17 protein-coding genes and 1 tRNA gene are annotated in these 18548 nt (G+C 73.0%); 11 read left to right on the forward strand and 7 right to left on the reverse strand.

The window, feature by feature from the left end; translation table 11 throughout:
• Window positions 1-26: 26 nt before the first annotated feature.
• Entirely contained in the window at window positions 27-1985 is a 1959-nt protein-coding gene (locus tag AB0G56_RS14465) for a DHA2 family efflux MFS transporter permease subunit (protein ID WP_360969106.1), read from the reverse strand.
• 435 nt (window positions 1986-2420) lie between these two features.
• Here AB0G56_RS14465 and AB0G56_RS14470 point away from each other — a divergent pair, with 435 nt between their 5' ends.
• From AB0G56_RS14470 to AB0G56_RS14485, 4 genes are all read left to right on the forward strand, one after another.
• Complete coding sequence (locus AB0G56_RS14470) at window positions 2421-3782, forward strand: peptidoglycan-binding domain-containing protein (protein ID WP_360968745.1); 1362 nt, start codon at window positions 2421-2423, stop codon at window positions 3780-3782.
• A 214-nt stretch (window positions 3783-3996) separates the two neighbouring features.
• Window positions 3997-4521 carry a hypothetical protein gene (locus AB0G56_RS14475; protein WP_360968748.1) on the forward strand — a complete coding sequence of 175 codons (525 nt, stop codon included), beginning with the start codon at window positions 3997-3999 and terminating at the stop codon, window positions 4519-4521.
• 203 nt (window positions 4522-4724) lie between these two features.
• Window positions 4725-5867 carry a histidine kinase gene (locus AB0G56_RS14480; RefSeq protein WP_360969109.1) on the forward strand — a complete coding sequence of 381 codons (1143 nt, stop codon included), beginning with the start codon at window positions 4725-4727 and terminating at the stop codon, window positions 5865-5867.
• Entirely contained in the window at window positions 5864-6547 is a 684-nt protein-coding gene (locus AB0G56_RS14485) for a response regulator transcription factor (protein WP_360968751.1), read from the forward strand. Before AB0G56_RS14480 ends, AB0G56_RS14485 begins: the two co-directional genes overlap by 4 nt.
• A gap of 156 nt (window positions 6548-6703) precedes the next feature.
• Here AB0G56_RS14485 and AB0G56_RS14490 read toward each other — a convergent pair whose 3' ends face one another.
• Together AB0G56_RS14490 and AB0G56_RS14495 are read right to left on the reverse strand one after the other, a co-directional pair.
• Window positions 6704-7363: an HAD-IA family hydrolase gene (locus AB0G56_RS14490; RefSeq protein WP_360968754.1), complete on the reverse strand. Its 660-nt coding sequence runs from the start codon at window positions 7361-7363 to the stop codon at window positions 6704-6706.
• A gap of 385 nt (window positions 7364-7748) precedes the next feature.
• A complete protein-coding gene (locus AB0G56_RS14495) occupies window positions 7749-8327 on the reverse strand; it encodes a TMEM165/GDT1 family protein (protein ID WP_360968757.1) in 579 nt (192 codons plus the stop codon).
• Between the two features lie 386 nt (window positions 8328-8713).
• Between AB0G56_RS14495 and AB0G56_RS14500 the strand changes: the two genes are divergently transcribed.
• The 3 genes from AB0G56_RS14500 (at window position 8714) to AB0G56_RS14510 (ending at window position 11418) form a co-directional block, all read left to right on the forward strand.
• Window positions 8714-9385, forward strand: coding sequence for an HNH endonuclease family protein (locus AB0G56_RS14500; RefSeq protein ID WP_360968760.1), 672 nt, complete (start codon window positions 8714-8716; stop codon window positions 9383-9385).
• A 615-nt stretch (window positions 9386-10000) separates the two neighbouring features.
• The gene (locus AB0G56_RS14505; RefSeq protein WP_360969112.1) at window positions 10001-10453 is read left to right on the forward strand and encodes a DoxX family protein; all 453 of its coding nucleotides are present in this window, start codon (window positions 10001-10003) and stop codon (window positions 10451-10453) included.
• Between the two features lie 335 nt (window positions 10454-10788).
• A complete protein-coding gene (locus tag AB0G56_RS14510) occupies window positions 10789-11418 on the forward strand; it encodes a VTT domain-containing protein (RefSeq protein ID WP_360968763.1) in 630 nt (209 codons plus the stop codon).
• 126 nt (window positions 11419-11544) lie between these two features.
• Here AB0G56_RS14510 and AB0G56_RS14515 read toward each other — a convergent pair whose 3' ends face one another.
• The gene (locus AB0G56_RS14515) at window positions 11545-11781 is read right to left on the reverse strand and encodes a DUF2277 domain-containing protein (RefSeq protein WP_360968766.1); all 237 of its coding nucleotides are present in this window, start codon (window positions 11779-11781) and stop codon (window positions 11545-11547) included.
• Window positions 11782-11878: 97 nt separating this feature from the next.
• Entirely contained in the window at window positions 11879-12409 is a 531-nt protein-coding gene (locus tag AB0G56_RS14520) for a GNAT family N-acetyltransferase (protein WP_360968769.1), read from the reverse strand.
• A 114-nt stretch (window positions 12410-12523) separates the two neighbouring features.
• Between AB0G56_RS14520 and AB0G56_RS14525 the strand changes: the two genes are divergently transcribed.
• The 4 genes from AB0G56_RS14525 (at window position 12524) to AB0G56_RS14540 (ending at window position 15815) form a co-directional block, all read left to right on the forward strand.
• Window positions 12524-12892, forward strand: coding sequence for a hypothetical protein (locus AB0G56_RS14525; RefSeq protein ID WP_360968772.1), 369 nt, complete (start codon window positions 12524-12526; stop codon window positions 12890-12892).
• 77 nt (window positions 12893-12969) lie between these two features.
• Window positions 12970-13041, forward strand: a tRNA-Val gene (locus tag AB0G56_RS14530).
• Window positions 13042-13434: 393 nt separating this feature from the next.
• Window positions 13435-14205, forward strand: coding sequence for a DUF4097 family beta strand repeat-containing protein (locus AB0G56_RS14535; protein ID WP_360968775.1), 771 nt, complete (start codon window positions 13435-13437; stop codon window positions 14203-14205).
• Between the two features lie 314 nt (window positions 14206-14519).
• The gene (locus AB0G56_RS14540) at window positions 14520-15815 is read left to right on the forward strand and encodes a hypothetical protein (RefSeq protein ID WP_360969115.1); all 1296 of its coding nucleotides are present in this window, start codon (window positions 14520-14522) and stop codon (window positions 15813-15815) included.
• A gap of 52 nt (window positions 15816-15867) precedes the next feature.
• Here the strand turns inward: AB0G56_RS14540 and AB0G56_RS14545 are convergent, their stop codons facing one another.
• Window positions 15868-17001 carry an amidase domain-containing protein gene (locus tag AB0G56_RS14545; protein WP_360969118.1) on the reverse strand — a complete coding sequence of 378 codons (1134 nt, stop codon included), beginning with the start codon at window positions 16999-17001 and terminating at the stop codon, window positions 15868-15870.
• Between the two features lie 175 nt (window positions 17002-17176).
• A complete protein-coding gene (locus AB0G56_RS14550) occupies window positions 17177-18481 on the reverse strand; it encodes a hypothetical protein (RefSeq protein WP_360968778.1) in 1305 nt (434 codons plus the stop codon).
• Window positions 18482-18548 lie beyond the last annotated feature (67 nt).

Here is an 18548-nt window from a genome sequence, read left to right on the forward strand (position 1 = left end):
CCTACCGGGGCGTCTGCCGAGCCCTGTCACGCGTACCGGGGCGTCTGCCGGGTGGCCGCCCGCTCCTCGTGCGGCCGTTCCGCGTCGGAGCCGCACAGCTCCCCGGTCAGTTCCCTCACCAGCTGCGCCAGGTCGGTCGGCCGGTCGGGGCCCCACCAGTCGCCGAGCAGGTCGGCGAGCGACTCCTCCCGGGCCCGCGCCAGCCGTTCGGCGACCTCACGCCCCTGGCCGGTCAGGACGAGGTCCAGACCGAGCCGTTCGGCCAGGTGCCGTTCCTCGACCTGGCGGGCCGCCTCCAGGATCACCGTCAGGGGGACGGGCACCCGCTCGGCCAGCAGGGCGGGCTCGACCCAGCCGTACCGGTTGATCCGCAGCACCAGCCAGCTCGTCGCGGGCAGCAGGTCGTACCCCGCCCGCGCGGTGATCGTCCGGTAGATCTCGCGCCGCCCCTCACGGGTGCCCAGCACGGACAGCGCCCGGCAGACCTCGTCGTACGAGGACCGTTCGACCGGGTTGGTGGCGAGGGTCTGCGTGCCGTCGGGGGCCGTGACGGAGCCGCGCAGCTTGTCCTCCTTCAGGAACCAGGCCAGGACGAAGGCGAGGAGGGCGACCGGAGCGGCGTAGAGGAAGACGTCGGTGATGGCGGAGGCGTACGCGTGCAGGGCGGCCGGGCGCAGGCCCGCCGGCAGGGCGGCGATGCCGCGCGGGTCCGATTTGAGGGTGGAGGCCGAGACGCCCGGCGGCAGGTGGGCGCCCCGGAAGGCGGTGGCGAGCTGGTCGGCGAGCCGGCTCGCGAAGACCGTGCCGAAGATGGCCACACCGAAGGAGGCGCCGATGGAACGGAAGAAGGTGGCGCCGGAGGTGGCGACGCCCAGGTCCTCGTAGCTGACGGCGTTCTGCACGATGAGGACGAGCACCTGCATGACGAGGCCGAGCCCCAGGCCGAAGACGAAGAAGCAGCCGCTCATCTCGGCGGTGGAGCTGTGCTCGTCGAGCCGGTGCAGCAGGAGCAGGCCGACCGTGGTGACGGCGGTGCCGGTGACGGGGAACACCTTCCAGCGGCCGGTGCGGCTCACGATCTGCCCGGAGCCGGTCGAGGCCAGCAGCATGCCGACCACCATCGGCAGCATGTGGACGCCGGACAGCGTCGGCGAGATGCCCCGCACCACCTGGAGGAACGTCGGCAGGTACGTCATCGCGCCGAACATCGCGAAGCCCACGACGAAGCTGATGACGGCGGAGAGCGTGAAGGTGCGGATGCGGAACAGCTTGAGCGGCAGGACCGGTTCCGCCGCCCGGTGCTCGACGGCCACGAAGGCGGCCACGAGGAGGACGCCCAGCACGGCGAGACCGATGATCTGCGGCGAGCCCCAGCCCCAGGTGGTGCCGCCCAGCGAGGCGACCAGGACCAGGCAGGTGGCGACCGACGCGATCAGCAGCGTGCCGAGGTAGTCGATGACGTGGTGCTGCGCCTTGCGCGGGATGCGCAGGGCGGTGGCGATCACGGCGAGGGCGACGACACCCACCGGCAGGTTGACGTAGAAGACCCAGCGCCAGCTCAGGTGCTGGGTGAAGATCCCGCCGAGCAGCGGCCCGAGCACACTCGTCGCGCCGAAGACCGCCCCGAACAGTCCCTGGTAGCGGCCGCGTTCATGCGGGGAGACGACATCGCCGACGATCGCCATCGACAGCACCATCAGCCCGCCGCCGCCCAGCCCCTGCACGGCACGGAAGGCGATCAGCTCGGGCATGTTCTGCGCCATCCCGCACAGCGCGGAGCCCACCAGGAAGATCACGATGGCGGTCTGGAACAGCTTCTTGCGCCCGTACTGGTCGCCGAGCTTGCCCCACAGCGGGGTCGCGGCGGTCGACGCCAGCAGATAGGCGGTGACCACCCAGGACAGGTGCTCCAGACCGCCGAGGTCGCTGACGATGGTGGGCAGCGCGGTGGACACGATCGTCTGATCCAGCGCGGCCAGCAGCATGCCGAGGAGCAGCGCGCCGATGGAGACGAGGACGTTGCCGGAGACGTGCTCGGACTCACCCGGCTCGGCACCGCGCGGGGACGGGGGCCGGGACGGCGGCGGGAAGTCGGATTCAGTGTCCGTCGGCGGCGGGGCGTCGGGGCCCGCACCCGTCGGCGGCGGGGAGCCGGGGCCCGCACCCGTCGGCGGCGGGGAGCCGGGTTCCGTACCCGTCGTCGTCGGCACACCGGGCGTCTCCGGCGTACCGGCCCTGCCCTGTCCATCCCCGGCCATGGAGACCTCCCGACGCTCTCGTGACATCTCCCATCGTCATCGGTGTGTCCCGTTATGGCCTGTCGAGTCCCCCCTTCGGGGCCGCCGTTCCGGGACTTAGGGGAGAAGGTGTGGAGAGGATCTGCATAATCCTTGGAGTCCGGACTGGGAGGGGACCGACGCGTGGAAGAGCCGAAGGGGCATGTCTGCCCGGAGTGCAATGCGCCCCGGAGCGCGGACGACTCCCCGTCGTGCGCCTGCGGGCAGCGAGCGGCCGACGCCCTGCGCGACGCGCGGACCGCGGAAGCGGCAGCGGCGGAGGACTTCGATCCGCTGCGGATACGGCCATACGTGGACTATGCGGACTACGGGGACTATGGGGACTACGACGGCTACGGGGACGGCAGGGGCGGCGGCGACGACGGCGGGGGCGGCGGGGGCCGGGGTGATGCCGGGGGTGGCGGTGTCGCCGAGGCCGCCCGCGCAGGCTCGGCGTCCGCGACGGCGACGGGCGTGGACACGGGTACCGGCGCGGGCCCAGGCCCAGGCGTAGGCGCGGGCACAGACGGGGGCGTCGGCGCGGGCGGGGGCGTCGGCGCGGGCGCGGGCGCGGGCGGGGGCACAGACCGGGACGCGGAAACCCGGCAGTGGCCCGCTCCCGCGGCCGGCCCGGGGGCGGAGGCGCCGACGCGGCCCGTACCGGCCGTGGAGGCCACGATGCCGCTGCGTACGATCGCGCTGCCCACGCCGCTGACGTCACGGGCGGGCGAGCCCAGCGCATCCGACCTGAACCTGTTCGACTCGGGCGGCACCCGCAGCTTCGACGCCGTCGCCGCAGACGGAGAAGGCGGCGGAGGCAGAAGGGGCGGAGAAGGACAGGAGGGCGGCGCGGGCATGGACGCGGCGCCTGGTGGGGCCCGTCGCGGACGCCGCCGGCCCGCCGCCCTGCTCGCCGTCTCGGCGGCCGTGATCGCGCTCGCGGCGGCGTGCGCGTACGCAGGTGGACTGTTCTCTTACGAGTCCCCGGCCCGGGACGGCGCCGCCCAGGGGGTACGGGAGAGCATCCCCGACGCCCCGACGTCCGCCGCGCCCACGGCCCCGCCGACGAGCGCCGCGCCCGTGCCCTCCGCCACCGTGTCCATGTCGGCGAGCGCGTCGCCGTCCGCCACCGCGAACCCGTCCACGTCCCCCTCGCCCTCCTCGACGAGCGCCTCCCCGTCGCCGTCCGGGTCCCCGGGCGCCGCCGCGCCGGGGCTCGCGCCCACCGCCCCGGCCCAGACCACCCCCGCGTCCCCCCGGGCCACGCGGACGCCAGGGCCCCCCGCCACGCTGCGCCGGGGCGACCGCGGCCCCGAGGTGAGCGGACTGCAGGAGCGCCTGGCGCGGCTGTACCTCTACACCGGCCGGATCGACGGCTTCTACGACCAGCACGTGGAGGACTCGGTACGGACCTACCAGTGGGCCCGCGGCATCACATCGGACGGCCTCGGCGTCTACGGCCCGGCGACACGGGCGAGCCTGGAGGCGGAGACGTCGCACCGGTGAGACTCAGGACTCGTCAGACCTGGTGAGGCCGCGTCGGGCCCGGTCGGGCGCGGTGAGGCCTCGTCAGACCCAGTCAGGACTCGTCAGGCCTGGTCAGGACCGGTGGGGTGAGGGCGGAGCAGGGGAGGGTGAGACCGGGGGGCGGTGGATCTCCACCCCCGATTCCACCCGTGGGTCCAGGTGCCGCGGGCCTCTTCGCAGCAGTCTTGAGGGCATGACAGCGACCGAGTGGATCACCGACATCGCCCTCATCCTCGTCGTCTTCCGGCAACTGCGGGAAGACCGGCTCGACCTCAAGACCTTCCTGATCCCGCTGGGGATCGTGGCCTACGTCGCCTACTCCTACCTGGACGGCATCCCCACCGCGGGCAACGACCTGGTGCTGGTCGCGGTCCTGATGGGCGTGGGCGCCGCGCTCGGCATCGCGGGTGGCGTCTACACGCGGATACGGGCGGTCGACGGGCACCTCCTCATCAAGGCCGGGGCGGTGTCGGCGATCCTGTGGGTCGTGGGCATGGGGGCCCGGATGGGCTTCCAGATGTGGGTGGAGCACGGCGGCGGCGCCGACGACGTCGCCCGGTTCAGCGTCGCTCACCACATCACCGGGGACCAGGCGTGGGTGACGGCGTTCGTGCTGATGGCCCTCACCGAGGTGGTCACGCGGGTGGCCACGATCTACCTGCGCAGCAGGACCCGGGCGGTGCCCCGTCCCGTGCCCGTCCTCGACCGTGCTGCCTGACCGTGCAGTATCTTCTGCCCGTGACCGCGACTCCGAGCGCCCCGCCCCCGGGGGAGGCCGCGAACCAGGCCGCGACCCAGGCAGCGGACCAGGCAGTGGAACAGGCCGCGACCCGGGCGGTGGACCAGGCCGCGGCCCAGGCGGTGGACCAGGCGCCGGGCCCCCGACCCCTTCCCCTCCGGGACCCGCGACCGGTTCCCGGGCTGGACCCGCGACCGGTTCCGGGACAGGACCCGCGCGCTCAGTGGGTACTGACCCTCGCGGTCGTGGTCGCCGGGATCGTCACCGTGCGGCCCGTGGGCCTCAGCGGCCAAGGTCTGGCCGTCGCCCTGCTCCTCGTGGTCAGCTCCGCGGCACTGCTGGCCCGGCACCTGCCCGAGCACAGGGTCCCCCAGCGCTCCGCCCTCGTCTGGCTGACGCTCGGCGTCCTCGCGGCGGCGGCCCTGATCGGCGTCAGCCGCTCCGGAACGGGATATCTCTTCGCCTACTTCCTCGCCGGGCACCTCGGATACCGGCTCGACACCAGACCGGCCCTGGTGCTCGCGGCGGTGTGCAGCCTGCTCTGCGGCGCCGTCCTCTATGCCCGCCCCGGGCCGGGCTACCCCCTGCTGCCCTGGACGGTCGGTCTCACCGCCGGCGCGCCGGTCCTGATCGGCATCGTCAATCGCGGTCAGCGCCGGGCCGTCCGGGCGGCGATCGAGGCGGCCGAGTCGGCCGAACGCGCGGCGCGCGCCGAGGCGCGGACCGCCGCGCTGACCGAGCGCAGCCGGATCGCCCGGGACGTGCACGACGTCCTGGCGCACTCGCTGGCCGGGATCAACATGCAGCTGGAACTTGCCGACGCGCTGCTCGACACCGGTGACCTGGAGAAGGTCCGGGCGGCCAACGACAAGGCCCACGACCTGGTCAAGGAGAGCCTGAGGCAGGCGCAGTGGACCGTGCACGCGCTGCGCGAGGACTCGCTGCCCCTGCGGGAGAGCCTGGCCGCGATGCTCGCCTCGTCGGGCCACCGTGACGTTCTCACCGTCACAGGGACCGTCCGTGCGGTGCCGCCTCAGGTGACCCAGAACCTGCTGCGGATCGCCCAGGAGGCGCTGACCAACGCCGCCCGGCACGCGCCCGGAGGAGTGGTCGGCGTGGAGCTGGCGTACTCCGCCTCCTCGACCACACTGATGATCCGCAACGGCCCCGCCACCCGTGAGGGGAACTCCGGGGTCGGCAGCGGGATGGGACTGATCGGAATGCGCGAACGCGTCGCCCTGCTGGGCGGGACCGTCGCCGCGGGTCCGGTCACCGAGGGACCGCATCAGGGCGGCTGGCAGGTGGAGGCAGTGATCCCGGGATGAGTGAACCGATCGAGGAACCGCGGCGGTTGAGGGTGGTCGTCGCCGACGACCAGGCCGCCGTCCGGGAACCGCTCGCCGCGGTGCTCGCGCTGTCCGAGGACATCGAGGTCGTCGCGGCCGCCGCGAACGGGAGCGAGGTGCTGACCGCCGTGGCGGCCGGGCCGGTGGACGTGGTGCTGATGGACCTCAGGATGCCCGTGATGGACGGGACCGAGGCGACGCGCAGGCTGGGCGAGGCGTACCCGGACGTTGCGGTGGTCGTGCTGACGACCTTCGCCGACGACGACTCGATCCTCGGCGCGCTGGGCGCGGGAGCCCGCGGCTATCTGACCAAGAACGCGGGGCGCCTGGACATCACCCGGGCGATCCGGGCCGCTGCCGCCGGTCAGTCGGTGCTCGACCGCGAGGTCCAGGACCGGCTGCTGGCCACCGTCCGGACCAGGGCACCGGCGTCTGCGTCGGCGTCGGCGCCGCTCCGGGCCCTGCCCGACGACCTCACCCCCCGCGAACGCGAGGTGCTCACGCTGATCGGCCAGGGCCTGCCCAACCGGGGCATCGCCGAGAAGCTGTTCATCAGCGAGGCCACGGTCAAGACCCACATCAACAACCTGTTCGCCAAGGCGGGCATCCGCGACCGCGCGGACGCCGTCCGCCGCGCCATCGAGGCAGGCCTGGCCTGATCCTTCGTGGAGCTGGAGCCAGACCTGGCACGAACCTGCGTGGAGGCAGGCCTGGCCTGATCTCCCGTCGTGGCAGACCTGGCCTGATCCGCCGTCGAGGCAGGTCCCCGGTCCGGCCCACCGCCGAGGCGGGCCGGGGCCGACCTGGCCCGGGCCTCACCCCACGTGCAGGCGGACCGCCCCGTCCCCCACCGGCTCCACCCGGAGCCGCGTGAGGTCGCGCACCACCGCGTCGGGACCGTGGGCGGCGGCGCGCGGGCCGACGCCGATCACCCGCATCCCGGCGGCGCGTCCGGCGGCGATGCCCGCGCCGGAGTCCTCGAAGACCAGGCAGTCGGCGGGGGCGATGCCGAGTTCGGCGGCGCCCTTCAGGAAGCCCTCGGGGTCGGGCTTGCTCGCACCGACGGACTCGGCGGTGACGCGTACGTCCGGCAGAGGCAGGCCCGCGGCGGCCATCCGGGCCGTGGAAAGACCGACGTCCGCAGAGGTCACGAGGGCGTGCGGCAGTCCGCGCAGCGCGGCCAGGAACTCCGGCGCGCCGGGGACCGGCACCACGCCGTCCATGTCCGAGGTCTCCTCGGCGAGCATGCGGGCGTTCTCCGCGATGTTCTGCTCGGCGGGCCGGTCGGGCAGCAGCAGCGCCATCGAGGCGTGTCCCTGGCGGCCGTGGACCACCTTCATCACCTCGTCACCGTCCAGTCCGTGCCGGTCGGCCCAGCGCCGCCAGATGCGTTCGACGACGGCGTCGGAATTGACGAGGGTGCCGTCCATGTCCAGCAGGAAGGCTCGGGCGGTGAGCACGGCGGTGGCCGTCATCGGCAGCTCCAAGGCGCGCGGAGGGGCGTGGGGGTCGGGCCCCGGGTGACCCGCCGGGACGTTCCGGGGGGACAAGGCGGCCCCGCCCGCCGGTCAGGGTGAGCGGGCGGGAGCCACTTTGTTCCCTCACGGTACAAAACAAACCCGGCATCCCGCCACCGCCGACCGGATCCTTCACCCGGAGTTCAGCTCCGCACCCGGCGCCGGCACCGGCCGCCCGGCCACCCGCAGCGCGCGAGCACGGCCGCCATACGGCCGTGGTACCACCACGGTGCCACAGCCCGGCCGTCGTACGGCCGCGGTGCCCCGGCCGTCGTACGGCCGGGCCCCGCCCCTGGCCGCAACCTCGGGCCGGCACCTCGGGCCGGCACCTCTGGCCGCCGCCTCAGGCCACCGCCTCCCACAGGCTCCACACGCCGAGCGCGAGCATCAGCACGGCCGCGACCTTGGTGATCAGGTTCAGCGGGACGCGCCGCATCAGCGCCTTGCCGCCGACGATCCCGAGCCCTGCGACCGCCCACAGGGCCAGGACCGCGCCCAGGCCGACGGAGACGGGGTCGTCGTAGCGGGCGGCGAGGTTCGCCGTCATGATCTGGGTGAGGTCGCCGAACTCGGCGACCAGGATGAGCATGAAGCCGGTCCCGGCGACCCTCCAGAAGGACTGGTCCCCGGGCTGCCGGATCTCCTCGTCGTCGTCGCCCTTCTTCAGCAGCAGCACGGCCGCGCCGCCGAGGAACAGCACGCCCGTCAGCGCGTGCACGATCCGCTGCGGCAGGAGCGTGAGCACACTGCCCGCCGCCACGGCCAGCACCACGTGCAGCAGGAACGCGGCGGCGACACCCGCGAAGACGTAGGAGGCGCGGTAGCGGGTGCCGAGCACGAGTCCCGCCAGGGCCGTCTTGTCCGGCAGCTCGGCGAGGAAGACGACGCCGAAGACGAGCGCCAGGACGCTGAGACTGATCACTGTCCCTCAATCGGTCGGGGCCACCCCGCCGAGAGTGCTGCGACCTGTGCGACCAGAGCCTCGGCAGGGCAGCACACGGATGCACCCGTGCCGTACGCACGGGCGTGCACTGCTGTGCCGAAGGTCTCGCTGGCCGGTCCCCGGATCCTGTCCGAGGCCTGCCTCCGGGCGCCGGCTCAGTCCAGCTGAGCAGTATGTCGACGGTCCGGCGAAGAGCTACTCCCCTTCTGCGCCGTCCATCGTACGCGACCGGAAGTTCCGTCGCGGACCTTGTCATGTCATGCACGCGTCACTACCTTCTCACCGCACGCACACCTCCCCGCAACGCGACGCGGCGAGCATTCCCACGCTCGCGCCCACAACCCCCACCACGCAAGGGAGTTCACATGGCCCGCAGGTCCCGCAGGTCGTCCCGGCCCACGTTCTACGCGCGTCGACGACTGGGCATACTCACGGCCCTCACCGGCCTCCTCGCCACCGTCGCCCTCATCGACCCCCCGGCCGCCTCCGCCGCCCTCCCCACCCCGGTCAGTGCCGCCACCGCCCGCGGCTACCTCGCCTCCCTCACCGTCGCGGCCGAGAACCGCACCGGCTACAACCGCGACCTCTTCCCGCACTGGATCACCATCAGCGGCACCTGCAACACCCGCGAGACCGTCCTGAAGCGGGACGGCTCGAACGTCACCACCGACTCCTCCTGCGCCGCCAAGAGCGGCACGTGGTACTCCCCCTACGACGGCGCGACCTGGACCGCGGCCTCGGACCTGGACATCGACCACCTCGTGCCGCTGGCCGAGGCCTGGGACTCCGGGGCGGGCAAGTGGACCACCGCGCAGCGCCAGGCGTTCGCCAACGACCTCACCCGCCCGCAGCTCATCGCCGTCACCGACAACGTCAACCAGGCCAAGGGCGACCAGGACCCGGCCACCTGGGTGCCGTCCCGATCGGCGTACGTCTGCACCTACGTCCGCGCCTGGATCCAGGTGAAGTACTACTACGACCTCTCGGTCGACTCGGCGGAGAAGAGCGCCCTGCAGGGCTACCTCGCGAACTGCTGACGCGCCACCGCCCCCCGCCCCCTGCCCCGGCCCCACCGGAGCCCGCCTCTCCGCCCGCCCGCGGACCCTTCCCGCGCCCGCCCTCTTCCGCCGCGCACGCCCGCACGGGCCGCAGCCGGAGGAGGGCGGGCGCCGTTCGTCCGTGGCCGATCCGCGCCCCACGCGACGCCCTCCGCACATGGCCGATCCGAGCCATTGACGGGCCGCCTGCGCGCCGGGCCGCCCTGGTTCGGTCATGTGTTCGTCAAGTCGACGACCCCCGGCATTCCCGCCCACAGCGTCCGGCGCTGCCCCGGGCGCAGGCCGGGCCTGCCGGCCGGGCACACCCGGGGCCCGTAACGGAGTCCCGTTCGGCCCCCGGTGCGCCGGGTGGTCCACCAGGTGGCACACCCCGTTATCCGCCAGGTTGTCCACCCCGTGGATGGTTCGCGCACTTCGCCTAATCCACTGCGTACCGCAGCAAACGGAACCGGAGCGGCACCGCGAGCATGGCCAGATGTTGAACTTGCAAGTATAGATTAGGTCGACCTAACCTAGGTCACCCGTTCGGACCGTCCCCCGGCCGGCCCCCACCCCGGGCCGGCCCGACCGAAGGAGAACCCCCACATGACCGGCCTGACCGGACGTCTCAACTCCGCGCAGCCCTACGCCCTCGGCCTGTTCCGCATCGTCGTGGGACTGGTCTTCTTCTGCCACGGCGCCGCATCCCTGTTCGGCGTGCTCGGCGGCGCGGCGGGCACCCACGGCGGCACGCTCTCCGCCGGCACCTGGCCGGGCTGGTACGCGGCGGTGATCCAGCTGGTCGGGGGCGCCCTGGTCATGCTGGGCCTGGGCACCCGCGCCGCCGCGTTCATCGCCTCCGGCTCCATGGCCTTCGCCTACTTCGACGTCCACCAGAAGGCGGCGCTGTGGCCCATCGAGAACGGCGGCGAGATGCCCGTGCTGTTCTGCTGGTCCTTCCTGCTGCTGGTCTTCACCGGCTCCGGTGCGTTCGCCCTGGACGGACTGCTCGCCCGGCGCTCGGCGCAGCAGCGGCCCGCTGCCGAGCAGACCCCGGTGGCGGTCTGACGGACGGGCGTCGGGGCTGCCGGCCGAACCGGCAGCCCCGACGCCCACCCACCTGCCCTCGCGTCCACCTGCCCTGCCGCCCATCTGCCCTCCCGTTCGCCTGCCCTCCCGCCCATCTGTCTGCCCTCCCGTTCGCCTGCCTTCCCGCCCATCCGCCCTCCCGTTCGCCTGCCCTTCCGCCCTCCCGCAGGACCCGTACGAACACGTGAGCCCCCGGTGAACCCCCTGTCACACCCCGGGCGTACGCTGTATGGCTGTTCACAGACCGCCCCTGCCGCTCCCCCGCGACATCGCGGCGCACGGTCCGGTCCACGGGGGAGTTCAGGGAGTTCGCGGTGCTGGAGAGTGTGGCGAGGGTGGGGGCGCTCACCGGCACTCCGTGGATCTATGTCGCGGTGACCCTCTCGGTACTGCTGGACGTCTTCCTGCCGGTGCTGCCCAGCGGCGTGCTGATCGTGACGGCCGCCACGGCCGCCGCCGCCGGCACGGGGGCCGCGGCCGGGCGCGTCCCGCACGACGTGCCCGACACCCTCGCCCTGATCCTGTGCGCCGCCACCGCCTCGGTGCTCGGCGACCTCTTCGCCTACCGGCTGGCCCGGCGCGGCGGCGAACGCCTGGACCGGGCCATCGCCCGCTCCCGCAGGCTCAGCACCGCGCAGGAACGGCTCGGCGCGGCCCTGGCCCGCGGCGGCGGCGGTGCGCTGGTGGTCATCGCCCGGTTCGCCCCGGCCGGCCGCTCGGTCGTCTCCTTCAGCGCGGGTGCGACGCAGCGCCGGGTGCGTGAGTTCCTGCCCTGGTCCGCGCTGGCCGGCCTGTCCTGGGCCGCCTACAGCGTGGCCCTCGGCTACTTCGGCACCCGCTGGCTGGGTGCCGCCTGGCTCGCCACCGGTGTCTCGGTGGCGGCCCTGTTCGCGGCGGGCGCCGGGGCGGCGTACCTGATGCGCCGCACCCCGCGGCATCCGTAGACGTCGTAGGCCCGGCCACCGCCCTCGCCCGGTCGCGACCGCCACCCAGGCCCCCACCGCCCGGTCCACTCCCCCGGCCACCGCCCGATCCATCCCCCGGACGATCCACTGCGCCGACCGGTCCGCTCACCCGGCCGCCGCTCGCCGTGTGCCCTGGCCCCGCACCTCCAGCCCCGCGAGCAGTTCCTCCGTGGCCGCCGCGATCGTGTCGACCGCCTGGTCGAAGACCTCACGGTTGTGCGCGGCGGGCGCGCGGAACCCCGAGACCTTCCGTACGTACTGCAGCGCGGCGGCCCGGATCTCCTCGCGCGTCGCCTCCTCGGGCAGCACGGGCGGGCGCAGCGTCTTGATACTCCGGCACATGACTCCAGTCTCCCCGCTGTGGGCCTCCGCCGTGCGGCGAAGGGAGCGCGTCCGCCTGCCCGGGGCACCCACGTGCGCCCCGGGGTACCTCGCCGGGTCAGTCCGCCGGTGCCGTCAGGTCGAGGCGCCAGTCGTTCGACGTGATCCAGTTGCCCTTCGGGTACTCGAAGGAGACCGGGCCGAGCAGGGTGAAGCCGGCACGGCGGCAGACCCCGTTGGAGGCGGCGTGGTCCACGCTCGGGTAGGCGTGCAGATACCGGTGCGTCCCGGCGGCGCGCGCCTCGGCGACGAGAGCGGACGCCGCGCGCGCCGCCAGCCCCCGCCCCTGGAAGGCGGGCGATATCGCCCATCCGGTCTCCCAGACGGTCCCGCCCCGCCAGGCCCGCTCCCAGAAGCCGATCGCACCCACGGTGCGCCCGTCGGCCGCCGACACCGCGCGGTACATCCGCCCGGCCGGCAGGGCCAGGTAGCGCCGGTGGCGCTCGGCGAGCTTCTCCTCGCTCTCCGGGCCGCCCAGGTGCGCGGTCATCTCAGGGCTGTTGTGCAGCCGCAGCAGCCAGAAGTCCTCCTCGCCCCAGGGCTCCAGGTGTACCGTCACCGCGTCCGCCGACCCGTCCGTCTTCTCCATGTCGCCACCGTAGGGCAGGGGTCTGACAACGGGCGGCGACCGGCGGGTTCTTCGAACGCATGAACCCCCCGGATCAAGTCGCGACCCAAAATCGAACAGGCGTAGCATTGCGCCGTGGCTACGCCCTATGACTTTCCGAGTGACCTCCTCGCCGGCCAGGAGGAGCTGCATCAGGTCCGGGCCGAGCTGTCGGCCCTGCTCAGACGGCTGCCGTGGTCGGTCGAGCCGCTGGACGGGTTCAGCGACGACAGCGGCTGGCGCAAGGTGGAGCGCCCCGCCTCCCCCGGCTGGTCCGCCGACGAACAGGCAGAGGTGGAGAAGCTCCGCCGCCGCGAGCACGAACTGGCGGTCTTCGTCACCACCCACCGCCACTGGTCCCAGTTCGCCGGCTCCGACGCCGTCACCGCCCGCAGCCGCCTCAAGCGCGCCCACGAGAACGCCGGACCCGGGGGCGCGGACGGGGACAGCGACGGCGGCGCGTGATCCGGTGCCGCCGGCCCGGGGCGCACAACGGGTTTGCGGGGCAGTCCCCCTGGCAGGGTAGGCTGTCCACTCGTCCCGGGTGCGTAGCTCAGGGGTAGAGCGCCTGCCTTACAAGCAGGATGTCGGCGGTTCGAAACCGTCCGCGCCCACCGGTCGCGACACGCGAGCGAAGGCCCAGGTCCACGGGGTTGCCCCCAGGACCTGGGCCTTCGGCGTTCCCGGGGCGTACGGGGGGCGGGGACGGTGAACGGGGACGCCGGGCGACGTACCGGAAGGCGCGTCGCCGTACCGGAACGCACGGCGCCGCACGCACGGCGCCGCACCGTGACGCCCGGGGGTTTTCCCCACCCCCGATCCGCCAGTGCGCCGGATTCCGCGCCCTGCCCCCTCCCCGTACGGTCGACGGTGACCACAGCGGAAGACACCACCCGCGCCCACCCGCGCCCACACCAGCACCGGCACCCGCACTGCACCCGCACCCGCACCCGCACCCGCACCCGCACCCACCAGTTCGCACCGGCCCGTCCCAGGGGGAGACCGCCATGTCCCGTACCGTTCCCGTCCGTGCCGCCGCCCTCACCGGCGTCGTCGTGGCCCTGCTCGCCACGGCCACGGCGTGCGGCGGCTCCGCGACGGACGACAAGGACCCCGAGCACCGCTCCTTCGCCCTGCACGGCCGCACCCTGACCGTGGACTCCGACGACTCGGCGCTGGAGATCGTCGCCGCGGACGGCAACGCGGCGGGGACCGTGCGGGTCACGCGCTGGTTCAAGGGGCACGTGCTGGTGGGCGACGACCCTCATGTGAGCTGGTCGATGAAGGACGACCGGCTGGTGCTGCGCCTGAAGTGCTCGGGGATCGTGGCCGACTGCGACGCCAAGCACCGCATCGAGGTCCCGCGCGGCATCACCGTGAAGGTGGAGGACAAGGACGGCAGCGTGCGGGCCAGCGGTTTCGAGGACCCGCTGACCGTCCGCGCCACCGACGGCTCGGTGCACGTCACCGACTCCACGGGCCCGCTGGAACTGCGGACCCGCGACGGTTCCGTGCACGCCGATGTCTCCTCGCGCCGGGTGCGGGCCACCACCACCGACGGCTCGCTGCACCTCACCCTGGGCGCGGTGCCCGACCTGGTCGACGCGAGTTCCTCCGACGGTTCCGTCACCGTCGCCTTGCCCCGGGCCCCGTACCGGGTGACCACGAAGACCCGCGACGGCTCCACCCATGTGTCGGTCCCCCGCGACGCCACCAGCCCCCATGTCGTCTCCGCGCGGACCTCCGACGCGAGTATCACGGTGCGTACGGTGAACTGACCGGCCCGTGTGTTCGTCCCGCACAGGTGGGAGAATGATTCCACGCCGATTCATGGCGGGGCGGACGACGGCACGGGGAGAGGGATGTGACGGCCACACCGGCGGCACGGGCGACACCGGCCACTCCGGCTGCACCGACTGCTCCGGTGGCACCGGCTGCTCCGCCGGGACCGGTGCCGTCCCGGCGGACCGGACCGGCCACCCCCCGACAGCCGGGACCGACGGCGTCCCGGCGGACCGGACCGGCAGCGTCCCGCCGCCCGCGGGCCCCGCGCCGGCGGCCCGGCCCCGGGCCCGCCGGTGACGTCCTCGCCCTGGCGGCCCTGCCGCTGCTCGCCGTGCTCGCGCTGCCCGCCGCCTTCGCCGGCGGCGGCACCCGGCGCTGGTTCGGCGGCCGGGCCGAGAGCCAGCGGGCCGAGGCGCAGGCGGCGAAGGACGCGGCGGCCTCCGCCTTCTACGAACTGGACACCGCCCAGCGCGACCTGCGGATCTCGATGGAGACCATCACGGCCGTCGACGACTCGCCGGCCGCCCGCCGCGCGGTCGCCGACTTCGAGGCGCTCGGCCGGCGGATCGACGAGGCCAGCCGGCGCTACATCCAGGCGGTCGACGCGACCGATCTGGACCGGGACGACCTGGAGGCCTCCGCCGCCGCCCGGGCGCGCACCGACCTGACCGCCGCCAAGGACGAACTGCTGGACGTCAAGCGCGAGCTGGACCGTTTCAGCAGTGGTCTCGGACCGCTGCTCGGCAAGGCCGAGACCCAGCTGGCCCGGCTCGCGCCCGCCGTGGAGCGCGCCCGGCAGTCACTGCTGGCCGCCACCCACGCGCTGGACACGGTCCGCGCCGCCGGGCTCCGGGCGGACGACCTCGCCACCCGGCTGGCCGCGCTCGCCCCGGACCTGACGAAGCTGAACCAGGGCGCTGGGCAGCACGGGGTGCAGGCGACCCTGGAGCGGGCCGAGCGGGTCTCGCGGGAGGCGGAAGCCATCCGGGCCGAGGCCGGGCGGCTGCCCGAGAAGGCCGCCGAGGTCGACCACCGGCTGGTGTCGCTGCGCACCCGCGCGCAGGCGCTGACCACCCGCAGCGGCCAGGTGGAGCCGGTCCTCAGCGAGCTGCGGCGCCGGTTCACGGCCGCCTGCTGGCAGGACCTGCAGCACGTGCCGGAGCAGGCCGCCGAGAACGTCCGGCAGGCCGAGGCGAAGCTGAAGGAGGCGCAGGCCGCGCGGGACGCGCAGCGCTGGCCGGACGCGACCTCACTGCTGTCGACGGTGCGGGCGCTGCTGAACACCACCGACGAGGCGGTGTCGGCGGCCGGGGACCGGCTGACGCGGCTGAACTCCGTGCAGAAGGATCCGCAGGGCGAGATCGAGAAGACCCGGTTCGCGATCCGGGACGCGCAGCGGCTGGCGATGACGGGCCGTACGACACCGGATCCGCGGGACGCGCGTCCGCTGGACGAGGCGGTGGCCCGGCTGGAGCGGGCGGTCGGCGGCCTGGAGGGCCGCCATCCGGACTACTGGCACTTCCTGACGGAGACCGACGCGGTCCGGCGGGCGGTGGCCCGGGTGGTGGCGCGGATCCGCGAGGAGCGGGGAGCCGGTCACTGAGGGCAGGGCCCGCGGCGGCCCGGCCCCCGCTCCGTTAACGCACCGGCACCGCTCACGTGCGGTAGGCGTAGTAGTACGCGTTCGGGTACGACGCGATGAGGCTCGCCACCGACCTGTTGTAGGTGTTGGTGGAGTGGTACGACACGTACGGCACGCCCTGCGGACTGCGGTAGGTGACGATCATGGAGTGGTCCTTGGACCCGTCCCGGTTGAAGTCCATCTGCAGCACGTCACCGACGTCCATCTGGTAGACGTAGGGCAGGCTGGTGACCCGCTTGGAGGACAGGGCGAACCAGGAGAACTCGTTGACCCCGATGAACGAGTCCGACTGGATCTCGTTGTTGCCGAACCACTTGTGGAAGTCGGTCGTGTAGCCGGGGACGTGCTTCCAGCCGCCGGCCTTCAGGGACTGGCTGACGAAGTTGGTGCAGTCGCCGCCGGCACCCTGCCCGTTGAAGTTCGGGTAGTCCGGGTTGTAGTTGCTCCAGTACTTCTTCGCGTACGCCGCCATGGCGTTGTAGTCGTACGTGCCCGAAGTGAGGTTCTTCTTGTTGGCCGGCGTGCTCTTCGCCGTGGACGAGCGGGGCGCGTCCGGCGGGTTGCCGTCGTCGGCGGCCGTGGCGGGTTTCGCGGCCGGCGGGGCGGCGGGCTGGTTCACGGCCACGCCGTCGTCGGTGTCGCGGATGCCGGTGAGCTGCCAGTCGCCGTGCTTGTCGGCGTGGAACGACAGCTCGTGGTGGGCCTGGAAGCCGGTGTTCTTCGGCTCGTTGCCGCGGACCTTCTCGTAGGTCAGGGTCGTGCTCTCGGTGACCGCGACCTTGGCGTCGTGCCCCTTGACCCGGGTGGCGTCCAGCGTGACGGTGGTGCTGCCCGCGCTGTACTTCTCGCCCAGCTTCTCCAAGCGGTCCTTGCGGCCGCGCAGTTCGGACAGCGCGGAGTCCTCGTGGTGGGACTGCGTGCCGGACAGGCGGACCCTGCCGGAGAAGCGCGAGGACAGCCGGTCGTGGTGCCCCTTCTTCCCCTGCTTGCCGCCCGACGCGCCGTCGACCAGGGCCTGCGTGCGGTCGGTGAAGACCGCGTCCGCGAGCTTCTGGAAGGTGGCCTTGGTGGCCGCGTCCACCGTCGGGTCGTCGGTGACCGCCGCACCCGCGCTCCAGTTGGGCACCAGCACCACGCCGGCGACCACCGAGGCGGCAGCGGCGGTGACTATGGTGGCGCGGCGCCGCTTACGGCTCAGTTTTCTTGATTTCAATGATGTTCCCCTCTACGCCGGTACACCTACCGGGCGGTCGCATCTTCGCATGACACGCGCGCCGGATGTGAAGAGGGTGTGCACAAGTGCAACCAAGGGGTTACCGGCCTCACTTGACCACCGAGGACCAGTCGGGCGACTGCGCCGGGTCCAGGCCGCGCAGGGCCTGCAGCGTCTCGGGCTTCTGCACGTCCATCCAGTCCGCGAGTTCCTTGAACGAGACGCACTTGACGCCCTCTTTGGCGCACACGTTCTTGATGACCTGGTCGATGGACTTCATGTAGATGCTGCCGTTCCAGTCCTCGAAGTGGTTGCCTATGAAGAGCGGCGCGCGGCTGCCGTAGTAGGCCCGGTTGAAGCCGGCCATGTACGAGTCGACGGTCTGCTTCTCCCACTGCGGGTACTTGGCCGGGTCGCCCTTGGTCTCGCCGGCGGACTGGTTGTAGAGGAAGTTGAAGTCCATGGACAGGCCCTGGTACTTGCCGGACTCGTACGGGAGCATCTGGAGCGGGAAGTCCCAGATGCCGTTCTTCTTCGTGGGCCAGATCTGGAAGTCGCCGGGCGAGGAGGCGTCGTAGCGCCAGCCGTAGTCCTTGATGGCCTTGAGCAGGTTGGGCTGGCCCTCCAGGCAGGGCGCCCGGCCGCCGGTGACCTCCTTCTTGAAGTCGAAGGGCAGCGGCGCGATGTCCTTGAAGCCGGTGTTGGTCTTCCACTTCTCCACGAAGTCGTAGAACTGGTCGATCTCGCTCTTCCACTCCTTCACGCTCCAGTCGCCGCCGCCCTTGGTGCCGCAGAAGTGGCCGTTGAAGTGGGTGCCGATCTCGTTGCCCTGGTCGTAGGCGATGCGCAGTTGCTCCAGGGTGTCGCGGATGTGCTCGTCGGTGGCGTAGTCGATGGCGGCGTCACCGGGCTTGTGCATCGGCGGGTGGTAGAGGGTCTTCTTGCTCTTGGGCAGCAGGTAGATGCCCGTGAGGAAGAAGGTCATGTGGGCGTTGTACTCCTTGGCCAGCTCCCGGTAGTGCGAGAACAGGTGGTCGCTGCCCTCCAGGGCACCGTCCCAGGAGAACACGACGAACTGCGGCGGCTTCTCGCCCGGTTTGAGCGGTACGGGCTTCAACTCGCCCTTCTGCGGGCCGGTGTACGAGGTGGAGCCGTCGCCGAGCACCTTGACCTTGCCGTCCCACGCCGGCTCCTTGCTCGCCGTGGGCGAGGGGGCGGCGGGGCCCGGGCTCCTGGTCGCGCCGCCCTTCGCCCCGTCGGAGGCGGTCGGCGTGGTGGAGTCGGGGCGGGTCAGCGCGAGGAAGCCGGCCACCACGGAGGCGACGACCAGGAAAGCGGCCAGGGTGATGAAGTGCGGTCGGGAGGGGCGGCGGCGCGCAGGGGCCTTGCGACGGCGGCCGTGGGGCGGCTTCATGGGCGGCTCGAATCTGCGTGGGGAGGGCTGCGGGAGTGTGCTGCCGGCCCCGCCTCGACGGCGGGGC

It is taken from the genome of Streptomyces sp. NPDC021356 (genome assembly GCF_040641015.1).
GTDB lineage: Bacteria > Actinomycetota > Actinomycetes > Streptomycetales > Streptomycetaceae > Streptomyces.